Genomic DNA, 18,185 nt, shown 5'->3' with positions numbered 1-18,185 from the left:
TTATCTTCAAGATAACGCGCTTTTTTACTGTCTATAAATTGTTCAAGCCATTTTGATTAAGCTTATTTTGCTTAAGTTTTAGGTGATGAAGAGTGACCTTATAAGGGTGCACCATCTCTTTCAAACAGCTGCAACAGCTCTTCACGCATACGGTCACGCTCGGCTTCTGACATCATCGGTACGTCTTGTCTCTCACCTTGTAGATTTGGATCTTCTATACCACCAACATTTTCATCAAGAATCACAACCGGACGTTCCATCGGCTCTTGTGCTGGACGCTCTTCTAACAGTATTTTGACTTGCGCATTTTTACCACGGCGTAATATTTGCGCATTCAGCGTGGTATTCGGTGCTTTACGAGCGACATACTGAATCAAGGTATTGGCATCCGTCATCTCAACGCCGTCAATCGTCAAAATAATATCGCCGATACGCAGACCACTCTTAGCAGCAGGACTCTTAGGAACGACATTAAGCACTTCTACCCCAGTCGAGGTTTCAAGCTGCGTTGGGTCACGTAGCTGTGACTGTATCTCAATCCCCAACCAACCACGGCTCACCTTACCATCTTTGATAATGGCGTTCATCACTTGCTCAACGATAGCGGTAGGAATAGCAAAACCGATACCCATAGAGCCGCCAGAGCGTGAGTAAATGGCCGTATTAATACCAATTAATTCACCAAAAGCGTCAACGAGTGCGCCGCCCGAATTACCTGGGTTAATCGCTGCATCGGTCTGAATAAAGTCTTCAAACTTGTTGACCCCAAGCCCAGTACGTCCTGTCGCCGAGATAATCCCTTGCGTTACCGTTTGACCGACACCGAAAGGATTACCAATCGCTAATGCGACATCGCCAACTCGGATAGGTTCTTTACGGAAACCAAGTGGTGCCAAACCGGTCATATCTACTTTAATCACTGCCAAATCACTGTCTGGATCTGTACCAACGATTCTAGCGCGGCTCTTACGACCATCATTAAAGGCGACCGTAATTTCATCAGCTTTTTCGATCACATGGGCATTGGTCACGATATAGCCATCTTCTGAGACAATCACCCCAGAGCCTAAATTGGTATTGCCCTGCTCTTCTGACGGTGCACCATGGAACTCAAAAAAGCGGCGCAACACAGGATCATTCATATAAGGATGCTCTGCCATCGTTTGCGTGGTGTAGATATTCACGACTGATTGTGAGGCGCGAGCAACCGCATTATGATAAGAAGAAATCGCTGCGGGTGTATCAGAAACAGGTGCTGACGCTTGCTGCTCAGCAGGTGTGGTTCTGGGCGGCTCCCATGCTTGCTCTGATGCCGTCTTCATACTCGCAAACAACCAAATAAATGCGGCAATCACGACTAGCAATAAAACCCAAGGTAACCATTTTAATACAGACGCCTTGCTGCTGGTGTTCCGAGATGACGACATATAAAACCTCTATAAATTTGATACAAACAGACGAAGATAAATAAGGTAAGAAGCATGGTGTATATTAGGATGCATTGAGCGGCATTTATCAAACGTTCACAGCCCACTAGATGGTTGTTTTTTTGCACTATCTATACGGCAAGCTTACATGTATAAATTATAACCGCCAATACTACCCAGTTGTAACGTATCGTGTACCATTTCAGTGAGTAGGATTGTCTATCCTACTGTAGCTACATGTTAAAATACTCATTATCAAAAGCCACATGTTAGCCATAAATGCTTGCCCCACTGAATCAATTATAAGGGAATACCATGACCACACACAATATCTCAAGCGAGCCCTCAAACACCGCCATTACCGTTCAAGCGCTGACCACATTCTGTGATGACTATTTATTAGCAGATGCTTTTAAAGATTATGCCCCTAATGGTTTACAAGTAGATGGGGGTCGACCTATCAAACGAATCATCACTGGTGTGACGGCTTGTGAGGCGTTGATTGATGCGGCGATTGCTGACAATGCAGACGCCATTATGGTGCATCATGGTTATTTTTGGAAAGGCGAACCTGCCCCCATCACTGGTATGAAAGGTCAGCGTATCCGTAAACTTATGCAGCATGGTATCTCTTTGATTGGTTATCATCTGCCGCTCGATGCCCATCCTGTCATTGGTAATAATGCCAAGTTGGCTGACGCATTAAACATGACCGTTATCGGCGCTTTATACCCTAGTGAGTCGCATCCAGTGGGTAATATCGCCACTTGTACCCCGCAGAATGCTCAAAGCCTCATTGCTCACATTACTCAGACACTAGGACGATTGCCATTGCATATCTCTGCCAATTATAGCGCACCGAATAGTACAAGCGCTCATATCGATAATAACAGAATTATCGAACACGTGGGCATTTGTACGGGCGGCGCACAGGATATGATCGAGCAAGCTGCATTGATGGGCTGTGACGCCTTTATCTCTGGCGAAATATCAGAACGTACCACCCATATTGCCCGTGAGCTGGGCATTGATTATTTCGCTTGTGGACATCACGCGACAGAACGCGGCGGTATTCAAGCACTCGGTCACATAGTTTCTCAAGCATTTAGTATACCCGTGACCTTTGTAGATATTGATAATCCTGCTTAAACTGTGTCCTCAACTCTACTCATAGCTATCTAAATTTAGAATAATTTTCGGAAAACAAGGCTAATAACAATCAGTATTGTCGTCCAGTATGCACAATTTTTGCTGCTGCAATTTTCAATAGTGTATCAATAACAATGGCCTTTTTAACCGTCTATAGCCCAATTGTTAAGTTTTATCGCTAATTTCTTAACCACACTTGAATAATCCAAGGAATATCCGCATATTAATATCCGAAGAAAGAATGTCTTGTCATGAGGCTTCCCATTTATTACAGCTTCCGGTTATGGTACTTAAATGAGTATAACCGCCTAAAATCTTACTATGTTGTATAGCTATTGAGGTCATATAGATAGCGAGGTTTTGGACGGTTTACTAATAGACACACTGTGCGTGATATATTTTCAGCAGCATGGTATGTCTTGATTTAAGTGTCGCGATACTGGGTTAGCAACCGCTGATTGGTAGTAAATTTTCTATCATTTTTTTATTAGTAATGAAAATAGCGACTTGCTTACCCTTATTGCTGGACAAAAAATTAATCACTGTTGACTCTATTACAAATGATTTAAAGAGGACATGGTCATTAATATCAGCATAGAAAAGCTGAGTGCATAAGCACCCCGCTCATTTTATGTTTTGTCTCAATAACTTAGTTCATGACCTTACCTATGTTTAATATATAGTTGTTTTATTCTTAGCCCTATCTATGCATCGATGAAGGAATCATCCGATTTATATCCTTCGCGGTGTTGTGCGTTCATCATTTTGTATTGATACTTTATATCGATGTTTTATATTGATATTTTGAGAGATTTTTTAGCCCTCTTACCTGATACACTGAATACGCCAGTAGATAACCAGCTAATTAAAAACTGCACCGCTACATCTGATAAAAATTCATTAGCGGCACTATTATTAAACAAGATGACGACGCACTTATCTTATTAAGAAGTGCGTGGTTGTCTAAAATGCAACATCGATGTATGACTACTTTATAAGCATACATTCATAAGCGTTTTACGGTAAGCAGGATGGCTAAAATCAGGAGACATCCATGCAGCGTATTACTTATCGTGTGAAAGTATCTGCGCAAGGGGCTAGACGCCGTATTTCTTATTTACTGCGTCCATCTAAACGCCTACCGAACACTAAAAGTAACATCGTTTCATCCGTTACCCCGACGACATCGAGTCGTTTTTCTAGAACCAAAAAGCTTGCGCAAGTTTCTAGTATCGCTCTTCTCTCTTTACCTGCTGAGAGTCTGACGACGATGCGTGCGCCAGTGCCAGCCTATGATAACGTTATGCTAGAAAGCACGTTAACTATCGCTGCCGTCCCCGGTGACAGCACTTATTTTGCGACTGACGGTTTTCAACATGGCTTTGGTTTTGATTTGGTGCGTACTTATGCTGACGAGCTTGGCGTTGATATCGACCTAAAAGCGTATGCCAATGAAGAAACTGCCCTAAAGGCGCTGAGATCGGGCGAGGTAGACATGGCATTAACAACGGCCAGTACACAGTTAAAGAGCAAGTTTAACTTATCGTCTATCAACATCAGTTGCGGCTATGACGCCAGCTTAACAAAGAATGGTTTACATCCAAAAGTCAGTTGGACGTTCAATTCATCCAATGACCCATTATCACAAAAAGCCAGTTACTTTTTATGTGACAGCATTAAGCTGAAAAACACACAAAAACTTGCTGCCTTTTACAATCAAAACTTGCTAAAAGACGCCTATAGCCAAGATCATTTCCAAAAAACGTTGACCGAAAAACTGCCTGATTATCAATCGTCTTTTGAAGAGCAAGCACGCAATTATAATCATGATTGGGAATTATTAGTGGCCATGGGTTATCAAGAATCACACCTTGATGCCAATGCCGTATCGCCAACGGGCGTGCGTGGGCTTATGATGTTGACCAATAATACAGCCAAAGCAATGGGGGTCTCAGATCGCGTCGATCCCTACCAAAGTATCGGCGGCGGCGCACGTTATTTAGAGCAAATGAAAGATGACTTTGCTGATGTGCCAAAGACAGATCGTATTTGGTTTGCGCTTGCCGGCTACAACATGGGACCAAATGCAGTAAAGAGTATTCAGCGTAAACTGCGAGATCAGGGTATTGATGATAAAAGCTGGGCGAACGTTTATGCGTACTTAGGTGACAATAAAGCTACCAATAGTCGTTATGGCCAAGCCATGCATTATGTTAGCAATATTAGAAGTTATCTTGAGACTATCAAAACTCAAACTGTCTAGTTGATAAGTGCTATTAGATATTTTGAGAATTGAATTTTATAGATAAAAAAAGCTGCTCTTATAAAGAGCAGCTTTTTTGTGCAGAATGATCTGTCTTAATCGTATTTACTTGGCTATTATTCCACTAAGCCGCTTACTCTTAACGATTAGGTACGGTCAGGCGCTGACCACGCTGTAGCATCGTATCCGCCGCGATATTATTCATTTCAGCCAATTCTTGCGTAGAGACGCCATATTTACGTGCTAAGCCAATCAAACTGTCTCCTGACCCAACGGTGTAGCTCACTGTGAGCTTTGGTACTTTAAGCGTTTGTCCACGCTGTAATTGGGCATTGGTCGCGAGATCGTTGGTCGCAGCCAAGTCGTCTATCGAAACACCAAATTGACGTGCTAAAGCAATCAAACCATCACCTGATTTAACTTTATAGCTCTCGGTGTTGCCCAATTTTTTGCCACTACTCGCTGTGCTAGTCGCGGCAGTGCTGCTAGCCGTACTACTGCTTTGGGTATTGCTACTAGAGGTCGCTACAACGCTGCCACTGGCAGGAATCGTAATCGTACGACCGAGTATCAAATTAGAGTTGGTTTTCAGGTTGTTCGCTGTTGCCAAGTCACTAAGACCGATATTATAACGTTGAGCCACGCCTGTTAACGTATCGCCTGATTTTACTTTATAACTGACAGTTTTATCATTTAGCTGACGATCAACCAATCCTTTAGACACGGGTACTTTGATGGTTTGACCACGTTGTAAGCGTGCTTTTGCATCAAAGTTGCTATTCACCGCCGCAAGCTCAGCTGGACTGATACCTACGCTATTGGCAATGCCGATCAAAGTATCGCCAGATTTTACTTTATAGTTGGTGGTTGCCACCGAACTTGAGCTGCTGTTACGGCTACTAGAGCTTGAGGTGTTTGCTGCATCGAAATCGACACTTGCAGGTACTTTTAGAGTTTGACCAACATATAGTGAGCTTGTAGTGCTCATATTATTGAGGCTGGCAAGTGTATCAGTTGATACATCGAACTGACGTGCGAGAGCAATCAAGCCATCGCCCGATTTTATTTTATAGTTCTTAGTAGCCGTGCTTGATTTACTTGGTTTGGTCGAGGGAGCGGCAGGCGTGGTCACTGGCGCAGTCACTTTACCTGGTATCAGCCATAGCTTTTGACCACGTAGTAAATCCGCTCTACTACTCAAATTATTGTAGGTTGCCAACTGAGTCACCGATAGACCAAAGCGGTTAGCAGTACCAATCAGCGTATCGCCACTCTGTACTACATAGCTCTCTGGTTGACTTGCCGCGGTATTGTTAGCTGTGCTCAACGGTTCGATGGTTTTTGCATTGTATAAGTATAAGGTACTGCCTGATAGCAGCTTAGAGCTGGCATCTATTTGATTCCATTCAGCGATATCGCGCCAACTGACACCCGCACGACTGGCAATATTAGATAAGGTATCGCCACGCTTGACAGTATAAGTGGTACGTGCACCTTGGGGTTTTGGCTTGCTTACTGATGTTTTTGCAAAGCTAAGCTTTTTCTCTTCGCCACTGGCTTCTAGAATAGACTGCTGTGTCTGTACGGCGGATAAATTAATATTACCATCAGCATTGATCACATTGGTTTCAGGCGTGTTACTGCGAATTTGATTGGCAATAAAATCACGCTCTTCTTTGCTCAGTGGTGGTTCTTGGACAATCGTATTATTCTGTGTAATTTGAGCAGAGGTGGTCGGTAGACTGTTACTGCTTTTTAGCTCAGCATTGATCTTGTTGGTTTCTGCCGTACTCAATGGTGGCTCAGTACGCACCGAGGCATTATTACTGTAGACAGAGCTGCTAGTCGGTGTGGCTGACGGTGATATATAACTGGTCGTTTGCTGCGGCACACTAGCGCTTGCAGCATAATCAGCCAAGGCGCTACCTGTAGATGGTAATGAAGAGCCAGTATAGGGTTTGTTATTATAGCTTGGCGTCGTGGTCGTGCTACTTGGTGTGCTTGTATTACTCGATGCCAGTATATTGCCCGTACCATTGCCTCTCAATGAGCTCAATTTAACATCGGTATTAAGACTCACATCATTAGGAATAATAATACGCTGGGGACCAGAAGAATCAACACGCCCTGATGTTAAGGCCGTATTTAACCTTTCTAATTCGTCGTAACTCACGCCTGTCATTTGCGCAACTTCAGCCAAGCTCACGCCATAATTCACTGGCACACTACGGAAATGCTGACGGTTGGCGATGGCTGGCAAGTAGACACCATATTGCTCAGGCTTGGCAACAATTTCCGCTACCGCCAAGAAACGCGGCACGTAATTCATCGTTTCAGTAGGCAATCTCAGAGACCAATAATCTGTCGGTAAACCCTGAGCTCTATTAGCATCAATGGCCTTTTGCACGCGACCAGGACCCGCATTATAAGCAGCCAATGCTAACTCCCAACTGCCAAACTGGTTATGTAGTGCGGTCAAAAAGTCATAAGCGGCGCGAGTTGATTCGATGACATCACGGCGACCATCATAGGTACTGCTTTGATTCAAACCATAAATACGACCCGTGCTTGGAATGAACTGCCATAAGCCTGCTGCTGCCGCACTACTGGTACCGCTTGGATCGTAAGAGCTCTCAATAACAGGTAACAAAGCCAGCTCTGTCGGGATATTACGACGCTCAGCTTCTCGTACGGTGTGATAGATATAGCGACTAGCACGTGCAGTCAAACGGTTTAAATAGTCTTGTCGACTGGTAAACCAGCTTTTTTGCCCTTCGATACGCTGATTATAAGTCGGCTGACCGCCATTCATACGATAGCCAGCACGTAAGCGACTCCATAAATCACCATACTGCTGAATAGCAAGTTTGTTGCCTTCCACCATAGTCATGTCAGTGGCTTCGAGTAAATCGGCTAACTCATCCAAGCTATCTGCATCTAAATATGCCGTTGAATAGTCCGTACTGCTGCTTGCTGCAGGCGCTTTAGTAGCTGGGCGTTTAGTAATAACAGATGAGCTATTGGTCGCACCCTTTTTTACCGCTGACGTATTGCTACAAGCACTGATAAGTAAAGTTGATACCGCAAGCGTCAATGGCAACGCAATAAATGAGCGAGATTTTGATAGCACAGTAGACATGATATTGGAAGTTTCCTAACGACAGAAAGTGATAAGATAAAGTTGCTTGCTAGTATAGTATGCAATGTGAAGCAAAGACCAGTCTAATATAAAAAGATAATCATCATAAGTTGAGTCAATTTTTAGACCTCTCACGAAATGCAATCAACCATTTAGTTGTTCAACCCTGTGAATTTGTATGGCTATTTATGATGGAATGCTTAGCTTTCGAAGAGCCTGATTAATGCACTATTGTCTTTGATTATCCACTGATAAAGACGTTTCTTAATCAATGCTTATCCATTAATACCTAATTGTTGATAATGTCTAATTGCTGACTAGCCAGTACTGAGTTATTAGTCGAGTAACGATTAATTAATCGTTACTTGTGATACGGCACGTAGCAGCACCGCATTACCAGTCGATAACGTCAGCGTCACTCTTGAGGTAGTGACAAATGAGACATTTTTACCATCTTTTACCCAGCTCTCATTGGTCGTGACATTGGCTTTGGCCTGATCGCCCGTAATAACGATGTTATCCACAGAAATATCATAACGGTAATTAGAGGTGTTATTCCAACTATTTTGCAACAACTTTAAATAAGCATCTTTATCTAAACTGGTAGACTTACCTTTTCTAGATAATGAAATCAGTGCATCGTCAGAGACAAGACGCGCGACCTGATTGACATTTTGGCTATTCGCTGATGACTTCATTGCTGCTATATAGTTCTGCACCAAAGCTTCGGTCATGGCTGCCGCTTGTGCACTGATACTCACAGTACTTACAACGGTCACTACCGCCGCCACGCTGGCACTTTTTAGCAATAATGCCAAAAGCCCTTTTCCCCATAATCGTTTCATCATAATCCTTAGCAATGCTGTTATCGTTGTTGCCATCTTTTGATGACTAACGTTTTTTATTGATTAAATATAGTAGTCGTTTATTACTCATTAACATCATGATAAATGAAGCGAGCACTGGCTAGCGTGTGCCCTCTTCATTCTACTTGTGAAAAATATCTGTTTAATCATCACCTACTTATTAATGATGACAGCGTACTTTTACCATAGAGTGAGACTATCATTCAATTCTCACAGCTATGTGACACCCTGTGTAATTATTGCGAATACTAAAATACCAACCATATGGCACAATTATTTCTGGAAATATGAGTCACTGCCCATCGTTATCATAAATACTAGATATATTAACTGAACCACTTACGCAGTACACAGCTCAGTTTTCGCTCTAATTTTAGGTCGCTTTCTGTCAATCCAATCTCAATTTAATAAGCCAAATGGAAGCTTACTTAGCGTCCGTACTATTATCTTCGTATTGTTGTTCATCATCACTAAGCTTCATGCCCAATCGCTCTACTCGTCTGTCCATCATTTGTCGAGCCAGTGCTTGCATGTCTTCGACGCGGTCTATTTCATCCACAATCTCAAGTCCCAATAGCGTCTCAAACACATCTTCTAAAGTAACCAAACCTTTGACTTCACCATACTCACCGACTGTAATCGCAATATGTATACGGTTTTTTAGCATCAGCTCTAACAAATCAAACAGTTTCATTTTTGAAAAAACAAAAGTAATGTCACGTTTAAACTGAGTCAACGGCTTGTGCATCGCATGGTTTACTTTTGCTAATAACATGTCTGTTTTTAATACAAAACCTGTGATGTTATCCAAGTCACCATCATAAATTGGCAGTCGTGAAAACGTCAATTTTGGGCGATCAACCAATAATTCAGCGACTGTTTTGTTTTCTTCAAACGCCAACATCACCGAACGCGGGGTCATGATATCTTCGACTTTGATCGCACCAAATGCTAGTAAATTGCGAATAATGCGCGATTCTAATGGGTCAATCTGTCCTGACTCTTCACCGATACTGGCAAGTGCCGCAAATTCACGACGACTGAATGCTTGGGGTTCTTTGCCACGTACTAGCAATTTGGTTAACTTTTCTGAGATCCAAATAAGTGGATACAACAGCAGGATAATGCCTCGCACGAAGTAAGCGACCATACCGCTTAGTTGACGCCAGTATAGTGTCCCAAGCGTTTTTGGAATAATTTCAGATAAAAACAAAATCGCCAAGGTCATAATGGCAGAAAACAGTCCAAACCAAGCACTACCAAACACAATCGTGGCTTGGGCACCAGCACCGATAGAACCTAATGTATGAGCCACTGTATTCAAAGTCAAAATAGCCGCCAATGACTGATCGATATTATCAACCTTTAAGCGTCTTAGCATATTTGCTTTTTTCGGATTGCTTTCTTGAACATCAGCGATATAAGACGGCGTCATGCTCAGTAATGCAGACTCAGCCAATGAACAGACAAACGAGATACCGATAGCGACAACCACAAAAAGTATGAGTAATAGCACACTGATCGCGGTCGGCTCTGCTAAAGCATCAGCGGCAAAAGCTGGATATGGCAATAGCAGCATCGCCGTCAGTGCTGATAATCCAGCAATTGAATTGGTACGACTAAGACGCTTTGAATAGCGTGATGTCGGAGGAGGTTTAGCAGACGCTTCTTTACAAGCGCGCGGACGACACAAACGAGGTACAAACATAAAAGTGGTAAACAAGTTAGGTAACCTAAACAGAAAAAAGTAAAAGGGATAATAATATAATGAGCAAACGATACTAAATCATTAAAAACAAACATGATTAATTAGCTATTAGTTATCTGCTAAAACGATGGTAACTCGCTGCTCAAAACTGATTTAGCAGCAGATAATAGGATATATTATATACTAATAAACTGTGCGCTAAATGCAGGGAATTATTGCCATTTGATAGTAGCATTGATGATGTCATTTCACAATAAGACGCTATTGTTAAGTCTTTGTTTTTTGGTATCCTTGATCATACCTTTTGCTACGCTACTACTACCTAGCATCCATTCGCTGCTTGAATTTTGTTATACTCTCAGCGCTTTGGCGTCACTTATATGAGGTGGCAAAAATATTGCCGCAAAAAGTAATGACCACTAGCATGCCATTACCTTAAGAAAAACATACTCAGCCTATGATTAACAGTTACCAAGTCTGGGATTTTTTGTTACTATGCGTTTAATTTTATTATTATCTATGACTTACTGAGAGAAATTATGTTGTTATTTATCCAAGCTGCCCATGCTGCACCAGAAGCTGCTGGTGCGATGTCACTATTTAGTCAAATACTATTGCCTGTTGCTTTTTTTGCGATTTTTTACTTCTTAGTCATTCGTCCACAGTCTAAGCGTACCAAAGAACATCGTGCCATGGTCAATGCATTGACTGTCGGTAGCGAAATCATTTTTGCTGGTGGTTTGATGGGTCGTATCAAAGCCATTGAAGGTGACTATGCAGTGGTCAGCCTAAACAATAATACTGATGTCAAAGTACAACGTGCTTCTGTTATTTCAGTGTTACCTGCTGGCACAATCGAAAGCGTTTAATGATTGATTGAAATATTAGTCGCGTTTTATTAATGATTACTAGGGCGTGTCCTCATTTTAAAAATAGGGGTAAAAATGAAATAAATTGCCGTCAAACAAGGAAAGTAGCGCAAATAATATCGAGATATTAATAAGCTATTTGACGATGTTTGGCAAAATTTAGCCATTTTTAGCCCATTTAGAGGATAATCGATTGAATTGAGGACACGCCCTAATCTTTCGTTAATAAATATAGTGATTAATACAGTGCCTAAGAATGACCGTACCTTATTTACGGTCATTTTTCGCTATAGAGCAATGATGTAAAAACAGTCTCATAGAGTATAGACAATTTATGTTTATGCTTTTGACCATGCTGTCTTTATTGATTTTATCAGTGATATTTTGCTGACTATATATTTTTGATGACTATATAAAGATACGTCTGTATTATTTGCTCTACTGTTTTACTATCATCGCGGATGATCGCAATGGTGCATGATGACGACTGCTAGATACAGCACTCAACCATTGCTATCGCTAACTTCCCATCTGCTAACTTGTGGCCTACGTCGCCAGTCGTTTATCAACCTAAAGAAGTGATTATGCAATATCCCGCTTGGAAATACTTACTTATTGCCGTCGTGCTAATCATTGCCGGTCTATATGCTGCTCCTAACCTCTATCCTGATGAACCTGCCGTGCAGATTACAAGCGCCGCTGCAGGTACACAGCTGTCTGAAGGTATCTTGACTGAGTCTCAAAGCTTGCTTGAAGAGGCTGGCATCAATAACCATGATGGAACCTTTGAGGGCAACAGTGCACTGGTACGTCTTGACAATCCAGTCGATCAGCTCAAAGCTCAGGAAGTACTGCGTCAAAACTTGGGCGAAGACTATGTCGTCGCGCTTAACTTGGCGCAAACGACGCCGCAGTGGCTACGTGATATCGGGGCAAAACCGATGAAACTCGGCCTTGATTTGCGTGGCGGTGTGCGTTTTGTACTAGAAGTCGATATGGACAAGGCGCTTGAACAGCGTTTGACCAGTGCCAGTCGTGACATGCGTCGCGAGCTACGTGCTGAGCGAATTGCGATCAAAGGCATTAAGACAGAAGATCGAAGTGTGGTATTACATTTCGCTGATACAGATGCTCGTAACCGTGCACAGAATGTTCTGCAAGGCTCAATGGGCAATACCTTTAGCTTGCAATCCTCTATTGATGAGCAAGGTCCTGCACTGATTTTAGCGTACAACGATGCAACGCTTGATGAAATCAATAGCTATGCGGTCAATCAAAACTTGACCACCCTTCGCAATCGTATTGCTGAGCTTGGTGTGACTGAAGCTTTAGTACAGTCTCAAGGTGCTAGCCGTATCGTCGTCGAGCTTCCTGGCGTACAAGATACTGCTGAGGCAAAACGTGTCTTAGGGCGCACTGCAAACCTTGAGTTCCGTATGGTTGCTGAAGACAGCGAAAACTATACGGGCGGCATCCCTCCAGCGGGTACCGAAGCTTTCCCGTTTGAGACGCTTGATGGTCCGCCGGTACTGCTTGAACGTCAAGCGATTGTCACGGGTGATAAAGTCACTAATGCTCAAACTGGTGTGGATGAAAGCGGCTCTCCTGAAGTCAGCATTACTTTAGATAGTGCTGGTGGTAAGCTCATGCAAAATGCCACTCGTACCGCCGTTGGCAAACAGATGGCTGTATTGTTCATCGAAAACAAGCAAAGAATCACTTACGAAGAAGATCCAGAAACTGGCGAAACTGTCGAAGTTAGAACGCCTTATGCTGAGACCAAAGTCATTAACCGTGCCAATATTCAAGCGGTCCTTGGCTCATCCTTCCGTATTACTGGTCTAGATAGTAGCGCTGAAGCTGCCGAGCTTGCACTACTACTACGCTCAGGCGCACTTGCCGCACCGATGTACTTTGTAGAAGAACGCACCATTGGTCCATCATTAGGTCAAGACAATATTGATAAAGGTCTATTCTCTACGCAAGTCGGTTATCTATTAGTGTTTGCGTTTATGATTATATTCTATCGTCTATTTGGTGTGATTGCCAACGTGGCGCTGGCCGTGAACGTTATTATCATCATTGCTATTATGTCAATCTTAGGCTCATCACTTACCTTGCCTGGTATTGCTGGTATCGTTTTGACCATCGGTATGGCCGTCGATGCCAACGTACTGATCTTTGAGCGAATACGTGAAGAGCTAGCAAACGGGGTACGGCCCAAATCCGCCATCGTGGCAGGTTTTGATCGAGCCTTTAGTAGTATTTTCGATGCCAACATCACCACCCTATTGATTGCTTTTATTCTATTTGCAATTGGCACGGGTCCGATTAAAGGCTTTGCGGTTACATTGGCTATTGGTATTGTCAGTTCACTGTTTACCGCTATTATGGTGACACGTGCGCTGGTACAGATTGCTTATGGTAAGCGTAAATCTATCAAACGTTTGAGCATCGGTTAGGAGAACATTATGACGATTGATAAGAACAATCCTTTAGAACAGCAGAATAATCCAGATCGAGATGGTTCAAGTGGCTCAAATGTTGAGGCAAGCACACACCGCCGTAAAAAACCACGCCGTGATGGGAAAGGTAGTAATACCAAAGCCAATAACCCAACTACCGCTAAATCAAAAAAAGGCAAAGCTCTGAGCGGCAGTAAGGATGCGGGTAAAGACAGTCAAGCACTGACCACCCAAGCAGCCAATCCTGATGTAGAATCGGGTGATGCCGCTGATGATGCGGCTGCAATCGCTGAAGGCGGTATCAAAGCCGTTGGCAACCAGCGTATTATTCCGTTTATGAAGATAGAAAAGCCAATGGCACTTTTATCTCTATTGATGGTTATTGGTAGTATCATTGCAATTGCAGTAAACGGTCTAAACTTAGGACTTGATTTTACGGGTGGTGTGTCCGCAGATGTGCGTTACGAGCAGCCTGTTGAGCAAGTTGAAGTCGTACAAGCATTGGCCGATAATGGCTTTGATGATGCCGTGGTACAATATCTTGGTACGCGAGAAGAACTCCTCGTACGCTTGCCACCACAGTCTGATAACGTAGACGGCCTAAATAGTAGCCTGACTAAAGCATTAACCCTGCCTAATAATAATGTTGAAATCAGTAACGTTAATATTATTGGCAGCCAAGTTGGTAATGAAATTTATCTAAACTCAGTCATGTCACTGGTATTAGCATTGGTCTGTATGTTGGGCTATGTTGCCTTACGTTTCCAATTTAAACTCGCTCTTGGTGCGGTATTATCGCTGTTTCATGATGCTATCGTGACCATTGGTGTTTTTGCGTTATTTGGTTTCCCATTTGACTTAACCGTCTTGGCGGCCGTCTTGGCACTGGTTGGTTATTCTATCAATGATACAATTGTTGTGTATGACCGTATTCGTGAGAATTTTCGTCGTGTCCGTGGTATCACACCTCGCCAGACCGTTGACCTGTCTTTGACCGAAACGTTGCGCCGTACCATTATGACCATTTCCACTGTTTTACTGGTCGTACTTGCCATGCTATTCTTAGGCGGCGATGGACTGTTCTGGTTCTCAGTAGCGCTCTTCATTGGTCTGCTTGCCGGTACTTACTCATCAACGTATATTGCAAGCTCGATTCCATTACGTATGGGTCTATCACGCGATGACTTTATTGTGAAAGTAAAACCTGAGTTTGAAGAAGAAATTGTCACTTTCAATGATCCAAAAATGTTTGAACAAGACAATGCTTAATAAATTTTATACTTTCTCAAGCTAATCGCTAGCTAAGATAGTATTTAAGCAAGCATCAAGAAAAGCACCTGACTCGTGAATAATGAGTCTAGGTGCTTTTGTCTTTGTAGCTATTTTTGCCTTGAATATCACACTTGCTAGAGCTAACTCCATTTAAAACAGAGTCCAGGCAACAAAGTACAAATATATAAGCCATACTTCAAGTAAAGTTAACGCCGTAACGCCTTTATAATGAATTGACTATACGGTAATGTCATAGCGTTAATGACACTAACTCCGCCCTTCTTGTTTTTCAGCGATAAACGAGCCAAAAATGCCAATGACCACCTCGCCACCTAGTGCTATGCCACCGATTGATACTCGATATGCGCGCATCGTTGCTATTGCGTTGCCCGTGTTATTGGCCAACCTAGCCATGCCACTACAAAGCGTCATCGATACCGCGATCGTGGGTAACATGAATGACACGGCTAAACTTGCTGGGATGGGCTTGGCGATACAGTTATTGTCTTTATTGCTCGTGAGTTTTAACTTTTTGCAATATGCGTCTTCTGGGCTATCGGCTCAAGCGCTCGGACAATCGGTCAATCATGTTGATAATTCTACTCATACCACAAAATCGTCAACCCCATCACCCCTACTATCAATCTTGCAACGTGCCTTGTTATTAGCGTTTGCTATCGGTAGCATTCTGTTACTGGCAAAGCCTTGGTTGATAGATTTTGGCTTGCAAGCCCTATCGGCTAACCCTGAAAGTGGGCAAGCGGCAAAGACTTATTTGGATGTACGCTTTTGGGGCGTCATCGCTGAGCTAATGAACTTTGCCTTTATTGGCTGGTTTGCTGGTCAAGGTAAGACTCGCTACATGCTTTACCAGCAAGGCTTTATCGCTATGCTAAATATCATTCTAACCTTGTTTTTTGTCTACGGCATGCAGATGGGCTTGGTTGGGGTGGCGTTAGGAACCACTATTGCCTTTTGGCTAGGCGTGATACTAGCATTGTGGCTCAGCCGTCAGCATTTGCAAATATCTTGGCAAGCCTTATTCACTGCCGACAAGCAACATTTTTCTAAAGAAAAAATGCTTAGGCTATTTTCATTAAATAAAGATATTTTTATCCGTACTCTAATCTTGACGTTGAGTTTCGCTTGGATTACCCGCTTGTCGGCTCAAAGTGGTGACGTCATCCTAGCCGCCAATGCTATTTTGCTTCAAGTATTAAGTATCTCAGCCTTTGCTCTTGATGGCGTGGCAGTATCGGCTGAGACGTTAAGCGGTCAAGCAGCAGGACGACGGGATTGGCCACGTTTTCGTATTATCGTCAAGCGCACCGGTATCGTCAGTTATGGTCTAGCGATAACGTTGAGTGCAATATGGTGGCTGGCAATGCCAACATATTTGCAATTTATGACCAATATCGAGTCCGTTTTTACGTTGGCATATGAGTACCATCTTTATGCGGTATTACTACCTCTCGTTGGCGTTGGTGCCTATTGGCTAGATGGTATATTTTTTGGCTTAACTGCCGGTAATGTGATTCGTAACGCAGCATTGATACTCGCCGCTATCTTTTTTCCACTTAGCTGGGTGCTCTACCAACAGTGGGATATGACTGGTATTTGGCTAAGCGTGTGGTGTTTGTTATTACTTCGGCTGATTATTTTGGGTGGCTTCTTGTACCGGGCTCATCAAACAGCCAGCTATGAAAAGCTCCAGCCGTCTGTGTAATGTTCTTCGATTAAGTGTATTTTTTCTAGGGTGTTTTTGCCATTGCTCGCACTAGGCTTCATTTTAAAACCAGTTTTCTAACATTAATCTTTCAGTAAAATATTAATAATAACCAAAAAACAGCAAAAATTAGGATGTCATGTGACTACTCATTCAAAAGAATTACATCAACAGCATGAGACCAGCTACGACTGGGCGGCGGGGTTCAAAAAAAGCCTACCTGTGGCGATGGGCTATTTACCTGCGGGTATCGCCTTTGGTGTGCTGGCACAAGTTGCCGGTATCCCTGTGTGGGCAACGATTATGTTGAGTGTTGTACTGTATGCGGGCGCCGCTCAATATGCTTGTTTGCCGATGCTGAGCGCTGGTTTACCGATTGGTAGCATCGCAACCAATATTGCCGCTATTAATCTACGTCATGTATTTTATGGTATGCCATTATTGCAATACCTACCAGAACATAAGCTTGCCAAAACCTATTGCCTATTTGCCCTGACTGATGAAACTTTCTCTGTTATGACCAGTTTACCTAATGAGTCAAGACAAGCGTTGATACTACCATTGAGCTTATTTAATCAAAGCTGGTGGGTACTGGCGAGCACGGTTGGTGTCATGATCGGCAGTACTCTGAGCGATTTGGTACCACATTTGGATTTTGCCTTAGTCTGTCTGTTTGCAATCTTAGCTTATGAGCAGTTCCAAAGTATCAAACGTTATTTCCCCATTGCTATTGCTATCATTTCTTTAGCGGTGGCCTCCTTATTTACTAGCAATTGGTTGTTATTGGTAGCTATCACCATTTGTATGCTATTGATTTTAGCTCGTGGGTTTTGGACGCAGCGCAATATGACAGGAGCCAACAATGACCAGTAGTTACCTTATTTTCGCAACCTTTGCGATGGCCGCCGTGACCTTTATTACCCGTGCGCTACCCGCCTTAATACCCAGAAAGTTGTTAGACACACCTTGGCTGCATCGGCTCAATGAGAGCTTGCCGCTATCAGTCATGGTATTACTTATTTTGACCAGCCTTTCTTATCAAAATTTATCAGCAACGACTGGGCTAGATAGTGCTGAACTGCATTTATTGATGGCGCAAATTGGTGCCCTTATTTTGGTGTTGTTCGTTTATCATATCAGCCGTCAGCTGTTGGTCAGTATGGTCGTTGGCATCGCCGCCATTAATGGCTTACTATGGGTATTTACTAATTTTTTAAGTGGCTACTAGAAAATTGATAAACACGTGAATGGATAACAGCTTATAGTTCATATGAATAATTTTAAACCCTGTAATTGAACTA

12 protein-coding genes are annotated in these 18,185 nt (G+C 42.9%); 8 read left to right on the top strand and 4 right to left on the bottom strand.

The genetic code is table 11. The annotated features are described in order from the left end of the window. Positions 1-98: 98 nt before the first annotated feature. Positions 99-1,427 carry a trypsin-like peptidase domain-containing protein gene (locus tag I3257_RS05405; protein ID WP_087815625.1) on the bottom strand — a complete coding sequence of 443 codons (1,329 nt, stop codon included), beginning with the start codon at positions 1,425-1,427 and terminating at the stop codon, positions 99-101. Between the two features lie 315 nt (positions 1,428-1,742). Between I3257_RS05405 and I3257_RS05400 the strand changes: the two genes are divergently transcribed. Both I3257_RS05400 and I3257_RS05395 read left to right on the top strand, forming a co-directional pair. Continuing rightward, complete coding sequence (locus I3257_RS05400; protein WP_087815627.1) at positions 1,743-2,576, top strand: Nif3-like dinuclear metal center hexameric protein; 834 nt, start codon at positions 1,743-1,745, stop codon at positions 2,574-2,576. A 1,054-nt stretch (positions 2,577-3,630) separates the two neighbouring features. Then, a complete protein-coding gene (locus tag I3257_RS05395; RefSeq protein WP_087815630.1) occupies positions 3,631-4,839 on the top strand; it encodes a transglycosylase SLT domain-containing protein in 1,209 nt (402 codons plus the stop codon). A 139-nt stretch (positions 4,840-4,978) separates the two neighbouring features. On the opposite strand, the gene I3257_RS05390 is transcribed toward I3257_RS05395, so the two are convergent. From I3257_RS05390 to I3257_RS05380, 3 genes are all read right to left on the bottom strand, one after another. Continuing rightward, positions 4,979-7,978: a LysM peptidoglycan-binding domain-containing protein gene (locus I3257_RS05390; protein WP_087815633.1), complete on the bottom strand. Its 3,000-nt coding sequence runs from the start codon at positions 7,976-7,978 to the stop codon at positions 4,979-4,981. 350 nt (positions 7,979-8,328) lie between these two features. After that, the gene (locus I3257_RS05385; protein WP_060490899.1) at positions 8,329-8,823 is read right to left on the bottom strand and encodes a nuclear transport factor 2 family protein; all 495 of its coding nucleotides are present in this window, start codon (positions 8,821-8,823) and stop codon (positions 8,329-8,331) included. A 445-nt stretch (positions 8,824-9,268) separates the two neighbouring features. Continuing rightward, the gene (locus I3257_RS05380) at positions 9,269-10,552 is read right to left on the bottom strand and encodes a hemolysin family protein (protein ID WP_087815657.1); all 1,284 of its coding nucleotides are present in this window, start codon (positions 10,550-10,552) and stop codon (positions 9,269-9,271) included. A gap of 539 nt (positions 10,553-11,091) precedes the next feature. Between I3257_RS05380 and yajC the strand changes: the two genes are divergently transcribed. The 6 genes from yajC (at position 11,092) to I3257_RS05350 (ending at position 18,112) form a co-directional block, all read left to right on the top strand. Next, entirely contained in the window at positions 11,092-11,421 is a 330-nt protein-coding gene (gene yajC, locus I3257_RS05375; RefSeq protein ID WP_045446152.1) for a preprotein translocase subunit YajC, read from the top strand. Between the two features lie 584 nt (positions 11,422-12,005). Beyond that, positions 12,006-13,883, top strand: a complete 1,878-nt coding sequence (secD, locus tag I3257_RS05370) for a protein translocase subunit SecD (RefSeq protein WP_055124186.1) — start codon at positions 12,006-12,008, stop codon at positions 13,881-13,883. A 9-nt stretch (positions 13,884-13,892) separates the two neighbouring features. Then, positions 13,893-15,155 carry a protein translocase subunit SecF gene (secF, locus tag I3257_RS05365; RefSeq protein ID WP_087815635.1) on the top strand — a complete coding sequence of 421 codons (1,263 nt, stop codon included), beginning with the start codon at positions 13,893-13,895 and terminating at the stop codon, positions 15,153-15,155. A gap of 313 nt (positions 15,156-15,468) precedes the next feature. Next, a complete protein-coding gene (locus I3257_RS05360) occupies positions 15,469-16,884 on the top strand; it encodes an MATE family efflux transporter (protein ID WP_176393095.1) in 1,416 nt (471 codons plus the stop codon). Between the two features lie 141 nt (positions 16,885-17,025). After that, entirely contained in the window at positions 17,026-17,757 is a 732-nt protein-coding gene (locus I3257_RS05355) for an AzlC family ABC transporter permease (protein WP_227675918.1), read from the top strand. Beyond that, positions 17,747-18,112: an AzlD domain-containing protein gene (locus I3257_RS05350; RefSeq protein WP_087815638.1), complete on the top strand. Its 366-nt coding sequence runs from the start codon at positions 17,747-17,749 to the stop codon at positions 18,110-18,112. The genes I3257_RS05355 and I3257_RS05350 overlap by 11 nt, the downstream gene beginning before the upstream one ends. Positions 18,113-18,185: the final 73 nt, after the last annotated feature.

The organism is Psychrobacter sp. Ps7 (assembly GCF_022129225.1).
Classification (GTDB): Bacteria; Pseudomonadota; Gammaproteobacteria; order Pseudomonadales; family Moraxellaceae; genus Psychrobacter; species Psychrobacter immobilis_A.
The sequence above is the reverse complement of the archived record's forward strand: the minus strand, read 5'-3'. Positions and strand labels throughout refer to the sequence as shown.

What these genes read in the sequence shown, in the direction of transcription:
- I3257_RS05405 (WP_087815625.1), bottom strand. Translation starts at nt 1,427, where the DNA reads ATGTCGTCATCTCGGAACACCAGCAGCAAGGCGTCTGTATTAAAATGG.
- I3257_RS05400 (WP_087815627.1), top strand. Translation starts at nt 1,743, where the DNA reads ATGACCACACACAATATCTCAAGCGAGCCCTCAAACACCGCCATTACC.
- I3257_RS05395 (WP_087815630.1), top strand. Translation starts at nt 3,631, where the DNA reads ATGCAGCGTATTACTTATCGTGTGAAAGTATCTGCGCAAGGGGCTAGA.
- I3257_RS05390 (WP_087815633.1), bottom strand. Translation starts at nt 7,978, where the DNA reads ATGTCTACTGTGCTATCAAAATCTCGCTCATTTATTGCGTTGCCATTG.
- I3257_RS05385 (WP_060490899.1), bottom strand. Translation starts at nt 8,823, where the DNA reads ATGAAACGATTATGGGGAAAAGGGCTTTTGGCATTATTGCTAAAAAGT.
- I3257_RS05380 (WP_087815657.1), bottom strand. Translation starts at nt 10,552, where the DNA reads ATGTTTGTACCTCGTTTGTGTCGTCCGCGCGCTTGTAAAGAAGCGTCT.
- yajC (WP_045446152.1), top strand. Translation starts at nt 11,092, where the DNA reads ATGTTGTTATTTATCCAAGCTGCCCATGCTGCACCAGAAGCTGCTGGT.
- secD (WP_055124186.1), top strand. Translation starts at nt 12,006, where the DNA reads ATGCAATATCCCGCTTGGAAATACTTACTTATTGCCGTCGTGCTAATC.
- secF (WP_087815635.1), top strand. Translation starts at nt 13,893, where the DNA reads ATGACGATTGATAAGAACAATCCTTTAGAACAGCAGAATAATCCAGAT.
- I3257_RS05360 (WP_176393095.1), top strand. Translation starts at nt 15,469, where the DNA reads ATGCCAATGACCACCTCGCCACCTAGTGCTATGCCACCGATTGATACT.
- I3257_RS05350 (WP_087815638.1), top strand. Translation starts at nt 17,747, where the DNA reads ATGACCAGTAGTTACCTTATTTTCGCAACCTTTGCGATGGCCGCCGTG.